Here is a 19012-nt window from a genome sequence, read left to right on the forward strand (position 1 = left end):
CGGGCGGTCAGGACTGCTTGCCGAGCCCCTGGAAGCGGCTGTCGATGAAGTCGCCCCAGGTGGCGTTCAGCGACATCAGCTCGCCGTCCACCATCTTCCACTGGCGGGCCTTGTGCTGCGGGTAGGCGAAGAGCACCGACGACAGGCGCTCGTAGCCGGCGGGCATCGGCTTGGTGTGCACCCGGTGCGTGGACGGCCGGAACCGCCCGTCGGAGGCGCTGGTGAGCATCCGGCCGATGTTGCACAGCACGACGTCGGTCCCGGCGATCACCGGCTCGACCCAGGTGCCGTCGTGCAGCACGTACTGCAGGCCCTGGTCGGACGGGGGAAGCTGGAGGCCGAGCATCTGGATGCCGGAGTGCTCGTGGGCCAGCACCTCGCGGTCGCCGACGTCCCGGTAGTGGATCACCCGCAGGTTCGTCGCGTCGTGCGAGAGGTCCAGCTCGGGCGTGCCGGGCGGCATCATGCCCCGCACGACCTCGCCGAAGAGCGAGATCAGCCGGAAGGCGATGTCGAACACCTCGGCGGCGCGGGCGCCGAACGCCGGGAAGGCCCGCAGCACGTCACCCGCCCCGGGCGGCTGGTCGCCGATCATGGCGCCGCTGACGTGGATGAACTCCTTCGGGTCGGGCACGCCGTTGGCCAGGCGCGGGATCTCCGAGTTGTACGGGAAGAACCCGTGCGTGCCGCCGACGGCGAGCTGCGGGACGACGTCGTAGGCGTAGTCGGACAGGCTCGGCCCGGTCGCCCGGCAGGCCGCGGCGAACTCGTTCATCATGGCCTCGACGCGCTCGCCGATGCCGGGCACCTCCGCGGCCATGAAGCCCCATCCGGTCAGCTGCGACCTGATGGCGTCGGTGGCGGCGGCCATGTCGGCCTCGATGTCATGCAGCCTGACGACGGGGGCGCGGCCGCTGAGTTCCATGAGAGGGACGTCCATTGTCACTCCGTTTCTCGATGACCGTTCGGGGATGGTTCGTCGTACGTGCTACGTGCCGGTGCTGCTCAGGTGGCGCGGGGTGCGGGCGGCGGGGTCGAGGCCGAGCCGCTGGGCGACCAGGGCGACCTCGGTGCGGTTGGAGCAGTTGAACTTGACGAGCAGGTTCGAGATGTGGCGCTTGACGCCGTGGATGGAGATGCCCATCGAGCGGGCGATCTGGTGGTTGCTCATGCCGCGCAGCAGCAGCGCCAGCACCATGTGCTCGCGCTCGGTCAGGCGGCCGAGCAGGTCGGGCCCGCCCCTGGACGGGACGGGCGCGTCGCCGCGCAGCAGCCGATCGAAGGTGCCCGACAAGCCGGCGACATTGATCTCGTCCCACAGCAGGCAACCGGCCAGCCCGTACCGCTGGGCGACGCAGGGGGCGAGCTCCTCCCCCTGACGCACCATGGCCAGGATCTGCGGGCGGGCCCGGTGGGGGCGTCCGCCGAGCACGTCCGGCAGGACCGCGAGCGGGATCACCGCCACGTCGAAGTCCTCGCCGGCCAGCAGCAGCCGGGCCTCCGCGCAGCTGCGCACGACCGCGACCCCGGCCACGTTCGACACCTTCATCAGCAGCGGCGGGAGCCCGTAGAAGGAGACCTCGTCCTCGGCGAGCCAGAAGACGGACAGCCTGGTGCACCTCGCCCGGAGGCTGGAAGGGGAGGCCGGGATGGGGTGGCCGGCCTCCAGCGTGATGGCACTCATCGCATGATCCTCTCTGCGTCGGCGAACGGCGGTCGGTCGGTACGCGGCGGCGGCTCACTCAGTCGCGGCGTCTCACCAGGTGGAAGGAGAAGTCGGTGCCCCTGTGGTAGTCCTGCGAATACAGCACCGGCCGTCCGGCGCTGTCGTGGTGGGTCTGGAGGAGCAGCAGCCAGGCGCCGCCGTCCTCGTGGGTGCCGATGCGCTCGGCCTGGGCGTGGCTGAGGGTCACCGCCCGCACCTGGGCGACGGCGTAGGCGATGGTGTGGCCGTGCTCGGTGAGGAGCTGGAACAGCGAGCCGGTCCAGTCCACCTCGTCCATGGGGCGGCCGATGAGCGAGCGCGGGAACAGGTCGATCGAGTACAGCAGCGCGTCGTCCCGGTGCCGGCGCAGGCGTTCCAGCCGGACGATGGCCTCGCCGGGGGGCAGTTGCAGCAGCTCTCGCTGGTGGCGGTCCGGCTCGGTGGCCATGACGTCGAGGACGGTGTTGTCGGCGGTGAACCCGCGGCTGGCCAGCATCTCGGTGACGCCTTCGAGGCGGGTCAGCGGCCGGTCCAGGCTGGGCTGCGAGGTGAGGTAGCGGCCGTCGCCGTGCCTGGCCTGGATGAGCCCTTCCTGCTCCAGGAGCTTGAACGCCTCCCTGATGCTGGTGCGCCCGACGTCGAACAGGGTCATGAGCTCGTTCTCGGACGGCAGCCTGTCACCGGGGCGCAGCCCCTGCTCGACGATCAGGGCGTGCAGCCGGTCACGGATCTGGATGGCCAGGGTGGGATGACGTCGTGTCACGCGGGTCTCTCCTGCACGGACGGACCGCGGAGCGGGGCGATGCCGAGCTCGGCGGCCGATGGGTAGCTGGGGGCACAGAACCGGCGCGTGACCGAGACGGTCGCCACCTGGCAGGCGAGCCGGACGCCGCGCACCAGGCCCGTGCCGGCGCAGAGGGCGGCCGCCAGGGCGCCGGTGAAGGCGTCACCCGCGCCGGTGGTGTCCACAACGCGCACGCTGGGGACGTCGATCAGCATAGTGCCGCCGTCGTCGGCGATCTCGGCGCCGTGCTCGCCGCGGGTGACGACGACGGTGCGTCCCCTGGTCCTGCCGCGCAGGTCGTCCAGGTCGCCGGGGGTCTCGCCGGCCAGCGCGGCCAGCTCGCCCTCGTTGAGCACCAGCACGTCGGCGCGGGCCAGCAGCTCCTTCCCGGTCCCCTCCAGGAACGGTCCCGCCGGGCTCGGATTGAGCAGGACGCGCACGCCCGGCGGGGCCGCCGTCGCGGCCGCGTACGAGATCTCCAGCGGGATCTCCCCCTGCAGCACGAGCACGGACCCGGCGGGCAGGCCGGCGGCGACGGCGGCCGCCTGGGCGGGCGGCAGCAGGTCGGCGGCCCCCGGCCAGGTCATGACCAGCTGCCCGCCGGCCGCGTCGACGTAGACGAAACTGCGCCCGGTCGCGACGCCGACGGCCGTGGTGCACTCACCGACCTCGATCCCCTCGGCGCGCAGCTCGGCCAGCGCCACCGGCCGGGCGGCGTCGTCGCCGAGGCAGCCGACGAACCGGGCGGCGGCGCCCAGCCGGGCCGCGGCGACCGCCACGTTCGCGGCCTTGCCGCCGTGCGCGGTGGCGTAGTCGGCGGCGTTGACGCTCTCGCCCGGCTCCGGCAGGCGGTCGCCGAACATGTAGAGGTCGACGATGTAGGCCCCGACCGCGACGACGGTCACGAGCCCAGCCCCAGGGCGCAGGGCGCGATGCTGTCGGCGTCGACGGTCACCCGCACGTCGGGGTGGTGGTGCGCGAAGGTCACCGGGAGCAGCACGTCCGGCTCGGTGGTGAGCAGCAGCACCCGGACGATGTACCGCTTCCAGGCGCCGCCGTCGGTGATCAGGTGCAGCCGGCGGGCGGAGAGGATCTCCGACATGCCGACGGTGATCGCCATCCGCGGGATCGCCTGCGTGTAGCCGCCGGTCACCCGGTGGGAGTGGGCCACGATCGTGTCGTCGAGCAGCGGGACGACGCGCGTGGTCGAGGCGGCGAACTCCGCGGCAGTGTACTGGTGCCAGCGCGTGGACGGCGGCTCGTTGAAGGCCAGGTGCCCCCGGTAGCCGAAGCCCGCGTAGCAGGTGTCGGCCCCGCCCTCGCCGCGCAGGCGCTCGCCGAACGCGTCGGGGTCGAACACGTCGGGGAAGACGACGTTGCCGGGGTGGGGCCGCAGGTCGGGGTCGAGGAGCTGGTAGAGGTTGCGGTCGCAGTAGCCGCGGAAGCTGAAGGGGTGCGAGGGGTCCACCGGCCGGCCCTGCCAGTCGAGGAACTCGTCCATGTGGAAGGCGTACACGTCGGCCCAGCTGATGCGCTCCTCGTTGCAGATGCGCGCCAGGATCGGGTACTGCGCCTTCGGGCCCACGGGCAGGATCCAGCGGGTGGGCTCGCCGCGCATGTTGCGGGCGCGTAACTCGTCGGCCATCTCCCGGGCCAGCCGGTAGTAGAGCTCGGTGGTGTCGGGGTAGACGGTCAGCGGGTGGCGGGCGATGGCCGCCAGTTCCTCGGCCGGCATGGACAACATCTCGTCGGTCAGCTCGGCCGACGTGCGGGGATAGGGGTAGTCGAGGTGCCTCGCGCTCGCGGTGGTCACGTCACTCCTCCTCACAAGCTGCGGGTTGCAGGAATCGGGACAGGACGTTCCGGGTGATTCGCCTGATGTCACCGTCACAGCAGGCGAGGCTGGTCACCCAGTTGACGGATCCGGCGGCGAACACCGCGCCGCCGGATCCGAGCAGTCGCAGGGTCATGTCGGCGCGTACGGCCCGCGCGCCCGAACCGGCCTCCTCGGTAGGAGGCCGGTAGTGGTGGCCGTGGCCGCCCGCGGAGGTCGCGAGCACCAGGGTGTCCGGCGGGGTGCCGAGCTCGGGCGCGGCCCGGTCGATCTCGTCCCCCGCCGCCCCGCCGAGCGCGAGGCCGCAGCAGCCCACCGGGTCGGTCCCGACGCCCTCGAACACCCAGGACGCCTCCTCCCGGCGGCTGTCGGGCAGGCGGGTGTAGCCGGGGGCGGGCCCCCAGCCCTGGGCGGCGAAGCCGACGCCGAGCAGCTCCTGCGGCGCCAGGCCGCGGTGCCGCCAGAGGCCGCCGGGCTCGCCGGTGGAGGTCAGCACGTCCTCGCCGGGCTCGTCGTCCCACCAGTCGCCGACGTGGCCGCGGCGGACCTCGATGGCGTGCGGGTGGCGGGGGTCGACGCCGGTCACCCAGTAGAACCCGTTGCCGCCCAGGTACATGAGCCGGCCGCCGCCGGACACGTACGCGGCGAAGGCCGCGCGTTCGGGGGCGGTGACGTACTCGGGGTGGCTGCCGGTCAGGACGACGCGGTAGGCGGACAGCAGGTCGGCGCCGCCTTCGTGCACGTCCTCGTCGGCCAGCACGTCGAAGGCGAAGCCCGCCGAGCGCAGCCAGCGCAGCAGCAGCAGGTCGGCGGCGAAGTGGCGCGGCGCGCCGGTCATCCACCAGCGGTAGTCGGGGGTGAGGTTGAGCACCGGGCGGCGTCTGGAGGAGTGGGTGACGTGGCCGCCCTCGCGCCGCTGGTCGTACAGGGACAGGCCGAGCTCGCGGTGCTCGTTGAGGTAGGCGTCCACCGGGGAGAGCGTGATCACGCGGTCGGTGACCTGCCGGTAGTCGCCGAAGTACTCGGCCTCGCTGGACTGCCGGTGGTTGGCGTAGGCGAGGTAGGTGAAGGTGGGCAGGACGACCGCCACCGGGCTCCTGCGCGTCGCGTCCGTGCGCGCCACCACCGGCAGCACGCACGACTGCCCCCCGGTCCGCAGGCGGACGCCGAGCACGGTGGAGCCGGCGTCCTGCGGGACGGTCAGCTCGCACGTCACCGGCCAGCGGGCGTCGTCCAGGTCCTCCGGGCTGACCTGGAGCGCGGTGCGGGCGTCGCCGCCCGGCCCGAGGAGCCCGGCCAGCGGCCGGTTGACGGCGCTCGCGTGGTGCCCGTTGCCGCTGACGTCCGGGACGACGGGCGCGCCGGGGCCGGCGGACGGGTCCCACAGGGCCAGCAGCTCGGGGCCGAGGTGCTTGACCAGCTCCGGACCGGTGGTCAGGTCGGTCAGCGGAACGCGGCCGGGCATGGCGAGCGGGCCTTCGGTCAGCATGGGCAGGGCGATCCGGCCCGCGTACGGATGCTCGTCGCCCGCCCCGATCAGCAGCTCGCCCGACGGGGACGGCAGCGGCAGGCGGGCCCGCCCGGCGCTCACGCCCGTGGTGCGGAAGTCGTTCAGATGCAGCACGGTCATCAGCGGCGCCGCCTCCCACGCCACGGCCAGCAGCGACCACTCCCCCGCCGGGACGGCCGAGCGCAGCCGGCAGCCCATGCTCCCCGACGGCGTCAGCACGGTCGCCTCCGGCCGGCCCTCCTCGTCGAGCGCGAGCAGCAGCCGCCATCCGGCGGCCCCCAGCCGGGCCACGACCTGGCGCGGCCCGAGCCGCTTCGGCCGGATCCAGAGGGCGAGGCCGCCCCTGGCGGGCGTCGGCACCGAGGCCGCCTCCAGCCGGGAGCCGGGCCGCAGGGGCCGCGGCGCGATCGTCACCGGCACGGCCGGGGTCAGGTCGCCCTCCCGGACGAGGTCCACCAGGGTGACGTCGGCGTCCCCGTCGGGGCCGGAGGCGTGCACGGCCAGCGGCTCCCCGGGCGCCGCGGACCAGCGGTCGGCGTACCCCATCAGGCGGGGTTCCCGGTCGACGGCCATCACGCGTCTCCTCGCCGGTAGGGGATGCCGACGTAGGCCGGCATGCGGAGCCGTTGGGCGACCGTGACCAGCACCAGCAGCGTGGTGAGGTACGGCGTGGCGTACACGAGCTGGGTGGGCACCGAGTCGGTGCCCTGGAAGACCGCGAAGGCGGCGGCGCCGAGCAGCGCCAGCGTCGCGGCCGGGCGCAGCCGCGTGCGGACGAGCGCGACCGCCGCGACCCAGGCCAGCACGGCCCCGAGCAGCAGCAGCACGTGCACCGCGCTCGCCTGGCGCAGTTGCAGCGCGTCGGCGTAACCGAACAGCAGCGCCCCCGCCGCCGTGCCGGACGGCCGCCAGTTGCCGAAGATCATGGCGGCCAGCCCGATGAAGCCCCGGCCGCCGGTCTGGCCCTCGCGGTAGACCGTCGAGGAGACGGTGACCAGGTAGGCCCCGCCGAGCCCGGCCAGCCCGCCGGAGACCAGCACGCCGTAGTACCGCATCCGCAGCACCGGGACGCCGAGCGAGTCCGCCGCCGCCGGGTGCTCGCCCGCCGACCGCAGCCGCAGCCCGAACGCGGTCCGCCAGAGCAGCACGAAGCTGACCGGGACCAGCGCGACGGCGACCACGGTGAGCAGCGAGACCTCGTGCAGGAAGCCCCGCACGATCCCGGCGAGGTCGGACACCAGGAAGAACCGGCCGCGCTCCAGCGCGCCGAGCAGGTCGGCCGTGCCCCCGCCGCCCGCCAGGACGGGCACGCTGACCGTGCCGATCGACCCGCTCACCGGCGGCGACTGGGTGGCCCCCGCCCCCGGCAGGCCGCTGAAGGCGATGACCGACATGAACCGGGCCACGCCCACCGCCAGGATGTTGATCGCGATGCCGCACACCACCTGGTCGACCCCGAAGGTGACGGTGACGACCGCGTGCAGCAGCCCGGCCGCGACCCCGCCGAGCGTGCCGGCCAGCACCCCGGCCCAGACGCCGAACCCGTACCCGGCCCAGGCCCCGCAGACCGTGCCGATGATCATCATGCCCTCGATGCCGAGGTTGGCGACGCCCGCGCGCTCGCTCCACAGGCCGCTCAGCCCGGCGAGCCCGATCGGGACCGCCAGCCGCAGCGCCGCCCCCACGACGCCCGACCCGGTGAGCTCGTCGGCGCCGGTGAACACCCTGACCACCGACATCGCCAGCAGCAGGACGAGCGCGGCCCGCCACCACCGGTACCGTCCGGCGCTCATGCGGTCGGCTCCAGCGCCGGGGACGCCTGCTCCCGTACGAGCCGCTCGGCCCGCCGGCGTTCCATCCGCCGCGCCACCTCGTAGGCCACCACGACGCTGAGCACGATGACGCCCTGCATGATCGTGACGATCTCCTTGGGGATGCCCTCGATGTCGAGGATCAGCGCCGACCGTTCCAGGAACCCGAAGAGCAGGGCGGCCAGCGCGATGCCCGCGGGCGTGTTGCGGCCGAGCAGGGCCACGGCGATCCCGGTGAAGCCCGCGCCGGAGGGGAAGTCCATGCCGTACCGGTAGGTCTGGCCCAGCAGGTCGGGCAGCCCGGCCAGGCCCGCCAGGCCGCCGGACAGCAGCATCGTGACGAGGATCATCCGGCGCGGGTCGATGCCCTGGACGCGCGCCGCCACCGGGTTCAGGCCGCCGGCCCTCAGCTCGTAGCCGTAGCGGGTGCGGGTGAGCAGCACGTGCACCGCCACCCCGAGCACGACCGCGCCCAGCGTGGCCGAGCCGAGCTGGTCGCCCGACGGCAGCGTGAGCTGCGGCAGCCGGGCCGACGGCGGCAGCTCCCGCGTCGAGCCCGAGGTGCTGCCGGCGGCGAAGACCTCGGCCAGCAGGTAGGCGACGACGGCGGTGGCGACGTAGTTCAGCAGCAGCGTGGACAGCACCTCGGAGACCCCGCGCCACACCTTGAGCACCGCGGCGATCCCCGCCCACAGGGCTCCGGCCAGCACGGCGACCAGGCAGACGAACGCCAGGTGCAGCGGGCCCGGCAGCCGCACGGCCGCCCCGGCGACCGCCGCGAACAGCGCGGCCACGTGGTACTGGCCCTCGACCCCGATGTTGAACAGCTTCATCCGGAAGGTGACGGCCACGGCGAGGGCGGCGAAGAAGTAGACGGCCGCCCGGTTCACCGCGGAGACGAGCGAGTCCGGCCGGACCCCGAACTCCAGCATCGTCAGGTACGTCCGCCCCGGCGCGGCCCCCACCGCGGCCAGCAGCGCGGTGGCGACGGTGAGCGCGATCAGCAGCGCGAGCGCCGGGACGGCGAGCACGCCCAGCGCTTCCCGGCCCGCCGCCCGCGCCCGGCTCACCGGCTCTCCGCCGGCCTGGCGGGCACCTTGATCTCGCCCGAGACGATCCGCTTGCGCAGCTCCTCCAGCCGTGGCTGGATGTCGGCGAGCTCGCCGCCGCTGGTGGCGTAGCCGACCCCGCCCTCCTTGAGCCCGAACTCGCGCACCCCGGCGATCGGCCGCCCCGCCACCGCGTCCCGGACGATGCTCAGCACCGCGACGTCGAGCTGCTTGGTGGCGCTGGTCAGGATCACCCCGGCGAGCCCGGGATCGACCGTCTTGCGCTGGTCGACGTCGACGCCGATCGCCCACTTGCCGGCCGCCTTGGCCGCCTGGAAGACGCCGAGCCCGGACGCCCCGGCGGCGTGGTAGACGACGTCGGCGCCGCCGTCGTACATGCCGCGGGCCGCCTCCTGGGCCTTGTCGGGGGCGGAGAAGCCGCTGAAGTCGGGCGGCTGGGACATGAACACGCTGGAGAGCTGGATGCCGGGTTTCACCGCGCGGGCGCCGGCCGCGTACCCGGCGAGGAACTTCTCCTGCGGCGGCGTCTGCACCCCGCCGACGAAGCCGATCCTCCCGCTGGCGGACTTGAGCGCGGCCGCCGCGCCGACCAGGTAGCTGGCCTGCTCCTCGCGGAACACCACGTTGGTGACGTTGGGCAGCTTCACGGTGGCGTCGTCGATGATGACGAACTGGGTGCGGGGGAAGGCGGGGGCGACCTTGGCCAGCGGCTGGGCGTAGAAGAAGCCGACGGCCAGCACCGGGTTGTGGCCGGTCTGGGCCAGCAGCCGCAGGATCTCCTCCAGGTCGGACCCGGCGGCGTTGGGGCTGAGCTCCTTGGCCGCGACGCCCAGCTCGGCCTTCGCGCGGTCGACGCCGGCCCCCACCGAGTCGTTGAAGGATCTGTCGCCGCGCCCGCCGCGGCTGAAGGCCACGCCGACCGAGGTGGCGCCCTTCTTCCCGGCGGCGGGACTGACGGCGCTGCAGGCGGCCAGCGAGCACAGCGCCGCGAGGACGGCGAGGACGCGGACGAGCACAGGGGCAACGGCTAATCGGGGCACTGGGGCACCTCTCAGACGGGACGCCCGCGCCCGGCGCGGGCCCTGGCGGCCTGCCTCCGCAGGCCGATCCTGGCCGGTGCGTTCCCGGCTCCAGCGACCATCATGAATAGTCGTCAGACAAGCGTCAATACTTCTCTGAGAAATCGTCCGTGGCGTGCCGTTCCAGCCACGCGGCCACGCCGTCGTCGTCGTTGGAGGCGGTCACCTCGCCCACCGCGCCGAGCACGGCGGGATGGGCGTTGGCCACCGCCACCGCGGTTCCTGCCCAGGTCAGCATGGGCAGGTCGTTCGGCATGTCGCCGAAGGCGATCACGTCGGCGCTGCCCAGGCCGAGCCGGGACGCCATCGACTCCAGGGCCGCGGCCTTGGTCACGCCGGACCGCATGACCTCGCAGAACACGTCGGCCGAGATGGTGACCTCGCAGCCGGTCAGCAGCCCGCGCACGGTCTCGTAGTACTGGCGGGCGGCGCCTTCGAGCTGGACCATCAGCTTGCCGACGTCGTGCCGGTCGATCTCGTGGTCCAGGCGGGGCACCCGGCGCGCGTCGCGGGCCAGCGGCTCGGGCAGGTGGAAGGCGTCCTCCAGGAGCAGTTCGAGGCGGCACTCGGCGCCCAGGCGCACGCCGGGGAACCGGTCGCGCAGCAGCGCCAGCGTCGCGGCGAGCGGCTGCCGGTCCAGCGGGCGGTAGTCGACCACCTCCTCGCTGCCGAAGTCGTAGGTGATCGAGCCGTTCCCGCAGACGGCGACGGCCGCGTGGTCCAGGGCCGCGGCCACCGGGCGGGTGTCGCGGACCGGCCGCGCGGTCGCGATGACGAACACGTGCCCGGCGGCGCGGGCCCGGCGCACGGCGGTCCTGGTGCGCTCGGAGACCTGGCCGCGGGAGTCCAGGAGCGTCCCGTCGAGGTCGCACACGATCATCCGGCGGCTCACGGCGTGACGTCCTTCCCGACGCGCGACTCGATGACGTCGAGCGCCCCGGCGGCCAGGATGCCGCCGATGGTCTCGGCCAGGCCGCGCCGGGCCGCCAGCCCCTGCACGACCACCAGGCTCTCGGTCAGGCCGGTGCCGGCCCGCCAGGACCGTGCCGGCATCGACCCGGCCACCCGCGGCAGGTCGCGGATGGTGGTGCGCACGGTCAGCAGCACGTGGGCCGCTCCCCCGTCGACCGAGGCCAGCAGCCGCGCGACCCGCTGGATCGCGGCGCGCCTGCGGGCGTCCCGCCAGGCGGCGGGGCTCGCGACGACCTGCGGGAAGCAGGTGCGCAACGTGGCGACGACCCGCAGGTCGTGCTCGTCCAGGGCGGAGCCGGGGCCGTCGGTCTCGATGACGGCGTCGGCCAGCTCGGGGACCTTGGCCTCCGTGGCGCCGAACGACGGGACGATCCGTACCGGCAGCGGCACGCTCTGGAAGAACTGCCGGGAGATCTTCGGGAAGCCGGTCGCGACCCGGGCCCCGGCGGGCAGGCCGGCGGCGTCCACGGCGGGATGCCCGAAGGGGACGGCGAGCACCAGCCGCCAGGGCGGCACGCACCCGCTCGCCTCGACCAGCTCGACCTTCGCGCCGGTCTCCTCGATCCAGTCGGTGCCGGTCACGCCGAAGTCGAAGACGCCTCGCTCCACGGCGAGCGGGATCTCGCGCGGCTTGTGGAAGGCCACCTCGACGCCGCCGTCGTAGGCGATGCTCGCCCGGTAGCTGCGCTCGGACGGCCGGCGCACCTCCAGCCCGGCCGCGGCGAACAGGTCGAGGACGGGACGCTCCAGGAACGTGCCCTTGGGCAGCGCGAGCGAGACCATGCAGTCCTCCTCGGAACAGGGGGACCGGCCCCCGGCGACTGGGCGTGCGGCGCGCACCGGCAAGCGTTCCCGTCCGGGCGGGCGGCGGCAAGTGAACCATGGTGGTGGCCGAAGGTTGACTTCGCTTCCTGACCAGTGTTCGCGATGATGGAAAAGGGGGGTTCACGGGAGAGGAAACGACGAGTGTCCACATGCCTGACCCTCCTGCCCGCCGTCGACGTGCGCGGCGGCCGGGCCGTCCGCCTGCTGCGCGGCGAGTCCGGATCCGAGACCTGGTACGGCGACCCGCTCGACGCGGCGCTGGCCTGGCAGGACGCGGGCGCCGACTGGGTGCACCTGGTGGACCTGGACGCCGCCTTCGGCACCGGCTCCAACCGGGCGCGGATCGCCGAGGTCGTCGGCGCCCTGGACATCCCGGTCGAGCTGTGCGGCGGCGTGCGCGACGACGCGAGCCTGGCGGCGGCGCTGGCCACCGGCTGCGGCCGGGTGGTGCTCGGCACCGGCGCGCTGGAGCGTCCGGCGTGGGTGGCGGAGGTCATCGCCCGGCACGGCGACCGGGTGGCCGTCGAGCTGGACGTCTGGGGCACCACCGTGCGCAGCCACGGCTGGACCCGCGACGCCGGCGAGCTGTACGAGACCCTGGCCCGCCTCGACGCGGCCGGCTGCGCCCGGTACGTCGTCACCGACATCGCCAGGGACGGCACCCTCGGCGGCCCCAACCTGAAGCTGCTGCGCGACGTCTGCGCCGCCACCGGGCGGCCCGTCGTGGCCTCCGGCGGCATCTCCAGCCTGGACGACCTGCGCGCCGTCTCCTCCCTGACCCCGCTCGGCGTCGAGGGCGTGGTCGTGGGCAAGGCGCTGTACGCCGGCCGGTTCACCCTGCGACAGGCCCTGGACGCGGTACGCAAACCGGAGTCCTAGACCGGCCGCATGGCCAGCGCGCGCAGGGCCAGCTCGACCATGCCCGAGCCGGGCGACTCGGCGGCCAGGCGGCGCAGGGCGTCGCCGTCCAGCCAGCGGGCCTCGTCGAACTTGTCGTGCTCGATCGCCGGCCGGGTCAGGTCGCCCTCGACCGTGGCCAGCACGTCGATCTCGCGGCGCAGGCCGCCGTCGCCGCCGGTCCAGTCGAAGACGTCCACCAGGCCGCCCACCCGCAGCAGCCGCCAGCCGGTCTCCTCCGCGATCTCCCTGGCCAGCGCCGCGCACAGCGTCTCGCCCCGCTCGACGTGCCCGCCGACGATGTCCCAGCAGCCGGGGAAGAGCCGCACGTGGGCCGCCCGCCGTTGCAGGAACACCTCGCCGAGCGGGTTGAACAGCACGGCGCCGACCACGCAGCGCACGCCCGTGGCGGACGCCTCCCGCTGGATCGGCTCGAACTCCGCCGGATGGGGGGCGCAGGTCATGCGGTCTCCTGGTGCGCGTAGTAGGTGGCGTAGAGCTCGGCGAACGGGCCGTCGCGGCGCAGCAGCTCGTCGAACCGGCCCTGCTCGGCGATCTCGCCGCCGTGCAGCACGAGGACGCGGTCGGCGCGCCGGATGGTGGACAGCCGGTGGGCGATCACCACGACCGTGCGGCCGGCGCACAGCCGGGCCAGCGCGTCCTGGATGCCGCGCTCGGTCAGCGGGTCGACGCTGGCGGTCGGCTCGTCCAGCAGCAGGATGTCCGGCTCGCGGACGAACATCCTGGCCAGGGCGATGAGCTGCCGCTGCCCGACCGACACGCCCTGACCGCCGGCGGCCAGGCGGTCGTCCAGGGACATCGGCATGCTGCGGTCCCACACGCGGTGGCCGATCCGCTCGACGGCCCGGACGACGTCGTCGCGGCCGGCGCCGGGGCGGCCGTAGGCGATGTTCTCGGCGAGCGTGCCGGCGAAGATGAACGGGTGCTGCGGGACGACGCCCACCCGCCGCCGGTAGGCCCGCAGGTCGAGGGTGCGGATGTCGCGGCCGTCCACCAGCAGCTCGCCGCCCTGGAAGTCGTAGGCGCGGGCGATCAGCTTGGCCAGCGTGGACTTGCCGCCGCCGGTGTGCCCGACGACCGCCACCGTCTCGCGGGCGGCGAGGCGCACGTCGAAGTCGCGGAACACGGCGGCGCCGGAGCCGTACCGGAAGTGCAGGCCGCGCGCCTCGATCGCGCCGGCCAGCTCGGTCACCGGCTCGTTGCCGCTCTGGACGACGGCGTGGTCGCTGTCGATCAGCGCGAACACCCGCTCGGCGGCGGCCAGCCCCTGCTGGAACAGGCTCCAGAACGAGGCGGCCTGGGTGACCGGCTGCCAGAGCATGCCGAGCGCCTGGAGGGCGAAGTACCACTCGCCCGCCGAGAGCCTGCCGATCACCGCGAACCGCCCGCCCTGGTACAGCACGACCGCCGTGGCCAGGCCCGCCAGCAGCGTCAGCACCGGCAGGATGACCGCGTAGATGAGCCCCTGCCGGACGTAGACCCGGTACGACAGCCGGTTGACGTCGTCGAAGTCGTCGTGGACGGCCCGCTCGCGGCCGAAGCTCTTGGCGACCGCGATGCCCAGCATGGTCTCGTGCACGTTGGCGTTGACCTTGGCCATCACCCGCCGCGTGGCCGCCGCCGCCGTGCGGGCCACCCGGCGGAAGGCCAGGGCGGTGCCCAGCAGGAACGGCAGCGCCGCCAGGATGACCAGGCCGAGGCCGGGGTCGATCCAGAACACCACGCCGCCGAGCAGCACCACCAGGAAGAGCTGGCTGATCAGGTTCAGGGTGAGGGTGAGCACCGAGCCGAAGCCCTCGGTGTCGCCGGTGACCCGGCTGAGCACCTTGCCGACCGAGTTCTCGTCGTAGAAGGCGACGTCCTTGGCGAGCGCGGCGTCGGCGGCCTCGCACTGCAACTGGTAGACCATGCCGCCCACCAGCCGCGCGGTGATCGCCTGGCGGGCCCAGTTCATCGCCCAGGCCAGCACCGCCGCCGCGACCACGAACAGGCACAGCAGCAGGCCGGGGCCGCTGCCGCCGCCGGCCTGGTCGATCAGGCGGGAGACGACGATCGGCACGGAGGCGGTCAGCAGCACCGAGCCCGCGACGAGCAGGGCCGAGCCGATCATGCCGGCGCGGTGGGCGCGCAGCTGCCGCAGGATGCGGGCCAGCAGGCGGCGGTTGCCGTACACGCGGTCGTAGGCGTCGGCGTGCAGGCCCGCGAACAGGTCGCTCACGGGCGCCGCCGATCCTGGGCGTCAGCCACTGTAGATCTCCCGGTAGAGCGCGCAGCGCGCCATCAGTTCGTCGTGCGAGCCCTGGTCGACGACCCGGCCGCCGTCCAGCAGCAGGATGAGGTCGGCGCGGCGGATCTGGCCGGGGCGGTGCGAGACCAGCACCGTCGTGCGGCCCGCCGTCGCGCGCTCGATCGCCTCGGTGATCGCCGATTCGGTACGGGCGTCCACGGCGCTGGTCGCGTCGTCGAGGGTGAGGATGCGCGGCTCGGTCAGCAGGGCCCTGGCGATGGCCAGCCGCTGCCGCTGCCCGCCGGACAGCGTCGTGCCGCCCTCGTTGAGCACGGTGGCGTAACCGTCGGCCATCCCCTGGACGAACTCGTCCGCGCACGCCTGCTTGGCGACGCGCAGGACGTCCTCGTACCCGGCGGCGTGCGGGGCGCCGAAGGCGATGTTGTCCAGCACGCTCTTGGAGAACAGGAAGATCTCCTGGTCCACGTGGCCGATCTGGCGGCGCAGCGCGCCCGGCTCCCACTCGCGCACGTCACGTCCGTCGATCAGCACCCGGCCCTCGGTGGCGTCGTACATGCGGTTGACCAGTTTGATCAGCATGCTCTTGCCGCTGCCGGTGGGGCCGACGACGGCGAGGGTGCGGCCGGCGGGCAGGTGGAAGGAGACCTCGCGCAGGATGTCGCGGCCCTCGTGGCGCAGCGACACCCGGTCGAAGGTGATCGTGCCCTCGACGGCGGCCGTGCCGCCGCGGGTGTCCTCGCGCTCGCCGGGGGCGCCGTCGATGATCTGCCGCATGCGCGCGGCGGCCGCGAAGCCCTCCTGGATGACCGGCACGGCCTGCTCGGACATGGTGACGGGCTGCGCGAACAGCAGCAGCCAGCCGAGGTAGGTCACCACCTGGGACAGCGCCAGCTCGCCCTGCGAGTAGAGGTAGAGCGAGTGCAGGGAGCCGGTCACCATGGCCAGGGCGAAGCTCAGCGCGGGCAGGTAGACCGCCTGCGCCCGGCCGCGCCGGACGAAGGCGTCCCGGTAGGCGGCGGCGGCCGATCTCAGGGCGTGCCGCTCGAAGTCCTCCTGCGTGGCGGCCTTGACGGTGGCGATGCCCGACAGCGTGGTGGAGAAGCGTTCGTTGAGGTCGGCGAAGGTCTCGCGGGTGCGCATGACCAGCGGGTAGAGCCGGCGCAGGTGGTAGCGCAGCGCGTAGGCGAAGACCAGGACCAGCACGCCGGGGGCCAGCAGCAGCCGCGGGTCCAGCGAGGCGATGAACAGGATCGGCACCAGCAGGGCCAGCACGCCGTTGGCGGCGGTGGCGGCCCCGGGGCTGAGCATGTAGTCGACGAGCCTGGCGTCGTTGATGGCGCGGGCCAGGATGTCGCCGATGCGCTGCTGGTCGTGGAAGGCCATGCGCTTGGTGAGCAGGCTGCGGTACAGCTCGTCGCGCACGTCCCGCTTGACGCGCTGGGCGACGACCTCCATCGAGCCGTTCGACAGCAGGTCGGCGACGAACCGGCCGGCCGCCAGCAGCGCGGCCGCCAGCGCCGCCACCCCGACCGCGCCGAGGTCGTGGCGCGGGCCGGTGGCCTCGGCGAACGCCGCGCCGATCTGCACGGGGACGAGCGTGGAGCACAGGCTCGCCGCCGCGGCGGCCACGGTGAACAGCAGCAGCGACGGCCGGTGCCGGCGCAGGTGACCGGCGATCCACCGGCCCACCCCCCGCGACCCGGCCCGATCCCGTGCGGCGGCCTGATCCCGCGTGGCGGCCGGATCAGGCGACCCGGCCGGATCCCGCGACGCGACCGGCCGCCCGCCCGCGGCCGGTCGCGCCCGCTCGGTCATTCCTCCCCCTCCTCGTCGGCGGCCCGGCCTAGGCCGAGGCCCGCACGGACCCGGTCAGCAGGCCGAGGCCGTTCGTCGCGGCGGTGTTGAGCTCGGCCATCACCCGGTCGCACAGGGCGGAGGCGGCCAGCGCGTCGGAGACCGACGGCACGCCCTTGACCGGAGGACGGCCGCCCGTCTGGGGCTCGGCCGACCGCTGCGCGCAGGCGTCCACGAACGCCTGGAGCTCCGGCCCGAAGCCGCTGCGCCCCCACCCGTGGTCCAGGTTGCGGGTGGCGTGCAGCTCCTGGCCGTACGGCACGCCGTCGGACAGTTCGAGCGTCACCCGTTCCAGCGACGGCGCGCTGTACCGGCTGCCGTCCATGCCCTGGACGGTGACGCCCACCATGAACCGCTTGACGTGGTTGCCCATGCGCAGCGTGGACAGTGAGCCGTCGTGGTGGCGCAGGAACAGGTTGATCTGGAACCGGTCGGCGTCGCTGGCGATGGCGTGCGCGTCCACCTGGACGACCGGCGACGGCACGAACCAGCGGGCCAGGTCGAGGGCGTGCACCCCGTTGTGCCGGATCCACGCCTCCAGGGTGGTGTCCACCCCCCACTGCGGCGCGGACGGGTGGCGGCTGTAGAAGTCGATGGTCACCGAGCACGGCGTGGCCCGGATCTCCTCGCTCAGCTCGTGCAGCCGCTGCAGGGTCTCGGCGTAGCGGAAGTTGAAGCCCACCTGGACGTGCCGCCCGCTGCGCCGCACCACGTGCTCCAGGTCCTGGAGCGCGGGCGTGGACGGCCCGGCCGGCTTCTCGACGAAGCAGTCCACCCCGCGCTCGGCGAGCTGCCGGACCAGCAGGTACGACGGCTCCGGCGGGACCGCCAGCACGGCGGCGTCCACCATCTCCAGGTCGAGCTCGTCCACCGAGGAGACGCAGGTCGCGCCGCCGGCCAGCGACTGCACGTCGGCGGCCAGCGACAGGTCGGGGTCGACGCAGGCCACGACCTGGTGGCCGCGGATGCGTTGCAGGAACGGGAACAGGTTCTGCTGCATCTGGCGGCCGCAGCCGACCAGGGCGAGGCGCAGGAGGTCAGCCACGGCCGGCCTCCGCGGGCGCGCTCCACGCCTGGAACGCCTGCCGCACCCGGTCGCGCAGGTCACCCCAGTCGATGTCGCGGTGGGCCAGGCACACGAAGGACGGGTGCCCTTCGAGCAGCAGGATGCCGACCCCGGCCAGCTCGGCCAGCAGCGACTCGCGCCGCTCCTTGTCACCCAGCAGCCCCACGTCGTGGTAGACGAGCTCGAACATGCCGCCGCCGAGCACCGGACGGGCGCCCACCAGGGCCTCGACCCCGGCGTCCGCGGCGGCCGCGGTGAAGGCGGCGGCCACCTGCGTGCCGATCCGGCCGAGCTCGGCCCAGCCGTCCGGCGAGTCGCCGACGGGCTTCTCCAGGATGTCGCGGGTGGCCAGCGCCGCGTAGACGGCGATCATCTCCTTGGAGAACGTGCCGCTCAGCCGGGCCTTCTCGGCCAGCGCGAGCAGGTCGGCGTCACCGGCCAGGATGCTCAGCGGGGCGCCGTTGGCCAGCGCCTTGCCGATCACGATCAGGTCGGAGCCGAGGGCGTTGTCGTGGTCGTAGCCGAGGGGCGAGATCCGGCCGCCGGTCTTGGTCTCGTCGAAGACGGTGAGCAGGCCGGCCTCGCGGCACATTTCGACGGCCTGGCGCAGCACGTCGGCCGTGGTGAAGGAGGCCAGGTAGGCGTCGAAGACGAAGCAGCCCAGCCGGCCGCGGTGCCGTTCCAGCAGCTCGGCGAGGGATTCCAGGCGCAGGTCCACCCAGTTGGCCACCGGCTCGGACTCGCCGACGCCGCGCATGCCGTCGGTGTAGCGCAGCTTCTCCCGCAGCGGGGAGTGCAGCGGCTCGTGCCACTTGAGCGAGTCGGCGATCTGGGAGTCGTGCCAGCCGACGTAGCCGCTGCGGATGATGCCGAGCCGGCCGGTGCGCATCGCGGCCAGCCGGAAGGCGGCGGTGACCGCCTCGGAGGCGGTCTTGAAGAACGCGCCGCGGTCGCCGGGCCGCTCGCCGAGCAGCCGGTCGAGGTATTCCTGGTGGAACGTGGTGTAGCCCGGCAGCATGACTCCGTTGCCGAGATAACCACAGAGAATTTCGTTGAACTGGGCGTCCGCGTGACCGATTATCACTGGGCCATAACCCATGACGAAATCGATGTACGGTACGCCGTTCGCGTCGGACACCTCGCCCCGCCGCCCCCGCGAGAACAAGAGCTGCTGCCCCGCGGACCTGAACTTACGCGTGATCTTCGAGTGAGCTATGCGCTCATATTCCGACAACGATCCTCCCCCCATTGGGATTCTAATTAGGCTCGGAATTTCAATTTCTGAAGACAGTACCGTCCGGTCGCCGGGACCCGTCAAGTACTCTTTCTTCCAGTG

The 19012-nt window shown here is 73.6% G+C and carries 17 protein-coding genes; 1 reads left to right on the forward strand and 16 read right to left on the reverse strand.

Annotated features, from left to right (window positions below):
• Window positions 1-7: 7 nt before the first annotated feature.
• The 11 genes from ACFYUV_RS13330 to hisG all read right to left on the reverse strand — a co-directional run bounded on the left by ACFYUV_RS13330 (window position 8) and on the right by hisG (window position 11548).
• Window positions 8-940, reverse strand: a complete 933-nt coding sequence (locus ACFYUV_RS13330) for a 2OG-Fe(II) oxygenase family protein (protein WP_352349644.1) — start codon at window positions 938-940, stop codon at window positions 8-10.
• A 48-nt stretch (window positions 941-988) separates the two neighbouring features.
• Window positions 989-1684: a response regulator transcription factor gene (locus tag ACFYUV_RS13335; protein ID WP_387668391.1), complete on the reverse strand. Its 696-nt coding sequence runs from the start codon at window positions 1682-1684 to the stop codon at window positions 989-991.
• Between the two features lie 58 nt (window positions 1685-1742).
• Window positions 1743-2468, reverse strand: a complete 726-nt coding sequence (locus ACFYUV_RS13340; RefSeq protein ID WP_387668394.1) for a GntR family transcriptional regulator — start codon at window positions 2466-2468, stop codon at window positions 1743-1745.
• On the reverse strand, window positions 2465-3394 hold the full coding sequence (locus tag ACFYUV_RS13345) for a PfkB family carbohydrate kinase (RefSeq protein ID WP_387668396.1): 930 nt from the start codon (window positions 3392-3394) through the stop codon (window positions 2465-2467). Before ACFYUV_RS13345 ends, ACFYUV_RS13340 begins: the two co-directional genes overlap by 4 nt.
• Window positions 3391-4302, reverse strand: a complete 912-nt coding sequence (locus tag ACFYUV_RS13350) for a 6-phosphogluconolactonase (RefSeq protein WP_387668398.1) — start codon at window positions 4300-4302, stop codon at window positions 3391-3393. The genes ACFYUV_RS13345 and ACFYUV_RS13350 overlap by 4 nt, the downstream gene beginning before the upstream one ends.
• Before the next feature lies 1 nt (window position 4303).
• Window positions 4304-6406: a N,N-dimethylformamidase beta subunit family domain-containing protein gene (locus tag ACFYUV_RS13355; protein ID WP_387668401.1), complete on the reverse strand. Its 2103-nt coding sequence runs from the start codon at window positions 6404-6406 to the stop codon at window positions 4304-4306.
• Window positions 6406-7626, reverse strand: coding sequence for an ABC transporter permease (locus ACFYUV_RS13360; RefSeq protein WP_352349634.1), 1221 nt, complete (start codon window positions 7624-7626; stop codon window positions 6406-6408). Before ACFYUV_RS13360 ends, ACFYUV_RS13355 begins: the two co-directional genes overlap by 1 nt.
• A complete protein-coding gene (locus tag ACFYUV_RS13365; protein ID WP_387668404.1) occupies window positions 7623-8714 on the reverse strand; it encodes an ABC transporter permease in 1092 nt (363 codons plus the stop codon). Before ACFYUV_RS13365 ends, ACFYUV_RS13360 begins: the two co-directional genes overlap by 4 nt.
• Window positions 8711-9730 (reverse strand): BMP family protein, encoded by a 1020-nt coding sequence (locus tag ACFYUV_RS13370; RefSeq protein ID WP_387668407.1) that lies wholly within the window; start codon window positions 9728-9730, stop codon window positions 8711-8713. Before ACFYUV_RS13370 ends, ACFYUV_RS13365 begins: the two co-directional genes overlap by 4 nt.
• 148 nt (window positions 9731-9878) lie before the next feature.
• Entirely contained in the window at window positions 9879-10685 is an 807-nt protein-coding gene (locus ACFYUV_RS13375) for an HAD family hydrolase (RefSeq protein WP_387668409.1), read from the reverse strand.
• Window positions 10682-11548: an ATP phosphoribosyltransferase gene (gene hisG / locus ACFYUV_RS13380; RefSeq protein ID WP_387668412.1), complete on the reverse strand. Its 867-nt coding sequence runs from the start codon at window positions 11546-11548 to the stop codon at window positions 10682-10684. Before hisG ends, ACFYUV_RS13375 begins: the two co-directional genes overlap by 4 nt.
• A gap of 183 nt (window positions 11549-11731) precedes the next feature.
• Between hisG and priA the strand changes: the two genes are divergently transcribed.
• Window positions 11732-12469: a bifunctional 1-(5-phosphoribosyl)-5-((5-phosphoribosylamino)methylideneamino)imidazole-4-carboxamide isomerase/phosphoribosylanthranilate isomerase PriA gene (priA, locus tag ACFYUV_RS13385; RefSeq protein WP_387668414.1), complete on the forward strand. Its 738-nt coding sequence runs from the start codon at window positions 11732-11734 to the stop codon at window positions 12467-12469.
• Here priA and ACFYUV_RS13390 read toward each other — a convergent pair.
• From ACFYUV_RS13390 to ACFYUV_RS13410, 5 genes are read right to left on the reverse strand one after another with little or no spacing between them, the layout of a single operon-like run.
• Window positions 12466-12951 (reverse strand): NUDIX hydrolase, encoded by a 486-nt coding sequence (locus ACFYUV_RS13390; RefSeq protein WP_387668416.1) that lies wholly within the window; start codon window positions 12949-12951, stop codon window positions 12466-12468. The genes priA and ACFYUV_RS13390 overlap by 4 nt on opposite strands.
• Window positions 12948-14726, reverse strand: coding sequence for an ABC transporter ATP-binding protein (locus tag ACFYUV_RS13395; RefSeq protein ID WP_387668419.1), 1779 nt, complete (start codon window positions 14724-14726; stop codon window positions 12948-12950). Before ACFYUV_RS13395 ends, ACFYUV_RS13390 begins: the two co-directional genes overlap by 4 nt.
• Window positions 14727-14747: 21 nt before the next feature.
• Window positions 14748-16571, reverse strand: coding sequence for an ABC transporter ATP-binding protein (locus tag ACFYUV_RS13400; protein ID WP_387668421.1), 1824 nt, complete (start codon window positions 16569-16571; stop codon window positions 14748-14750).
• Between the two features lie 28 nt (window positions 16572-16599).
• Window positions 16600-17655 carry a Gfo/Idh/MocA family oxidoreductase gene (locus ACFYUV_RS13405; RefSeq protein ID WP_352349616.1) on the reverse strand — a complete coding sequence of 352 codons (1056 nt, stop codon included), beginning with the start codon at window positions 17653-17655 and terminating at the stop codon, window positions 16600-16602.
• Window positions 17648-18925, reverse strand: a complete 1278-nt coding sequence (locus ACFYUV_RS13410; RefSeq protein WP_387668424.1) for an aminotransferase class III-fold pyridoxal phosphate-dependent enzyme — start codon at window positions 18923-18925, stop codon at window positions 17648-17650. The genes ACFYUV_RS13405 and ACFYUV_RS13410 overlap by 8 nt, the downstream gene beginning before the upstream one ends.
• Between the last annotated feature and the right edge of the window lie 87 nt (window positions 18926-19012).

The sequence above is a fragment of the Nonomuraea sp. NPDC003560 genome (genome assembly GCF_042878785.1).
Classification (GTDB): Bacteria; Actinomycetota; Actinomycetes; order Streptosporangiales; family Streptosporangiaceae; genus Nonomuraea.

Bases quoted from the DNA above. Each gene is read 5' to 3' on its own strand.
- ACFYUV_RS13330 (WP_352349644.1), bottom strand. From the start codon at position 940: ATGGACGTCCCTCTCATGGAACTCAGCGGCCGCGCCCCCGTCGTCAGG.
- ACFYUV_RS13335 (WP_387668391.1), bottom strand. From the start codon at position 1,684: ATGAGTGCCATCACGCTGGAGGCCGGCCACCCCATCCCGGCCTCCCCT.
- ACFYUV_RS13355 (WP_387668401.1), bottom strand. From the start codon at position 6,406: ATGGCCGTCGACCGGGAACCCCGCCTGATGGGGTACGCCGACCGCTGG.
- ACFYUV_RS13360 (WP_352349634.1), bottom strand. From the start codon at position 7,626: ATGAGCGCCGGACGGTACCGGTGGTGGCGGGCCGCGCTCGTCCTGCTG.
- hisG (WP_387668412.1), bottom strand. From the start codon at position 11,548: ATGGTCTCGCTCGCGCTGCCCAAGGGCACGTTCCTGGAGCGTCCCGTC.
- ACFYUV_RS13390 (WP_387668416.1), bottom strand. From the start codon at position 12,951: ATGACCTGCGCCCCCCATCCGGCGGAGTTCGAGCCGATCCAGCGGGAG.
- ACFYUV_RS13400 (WP_387668421.1), bottom strand. From the start codon at position 16,571: ATGACCGAGCGGGCGCGACCGGCCGCGGGCGGGCGGCCGGTCGCGTCG.
- ACFYUV_RS13410 (WP_387668424.1), bottom strand. From the start codon at position 18,925: ATGGGGGGAGGATCGTTGTCGGAATATGAGCGCATAGCTCACTCGAAG.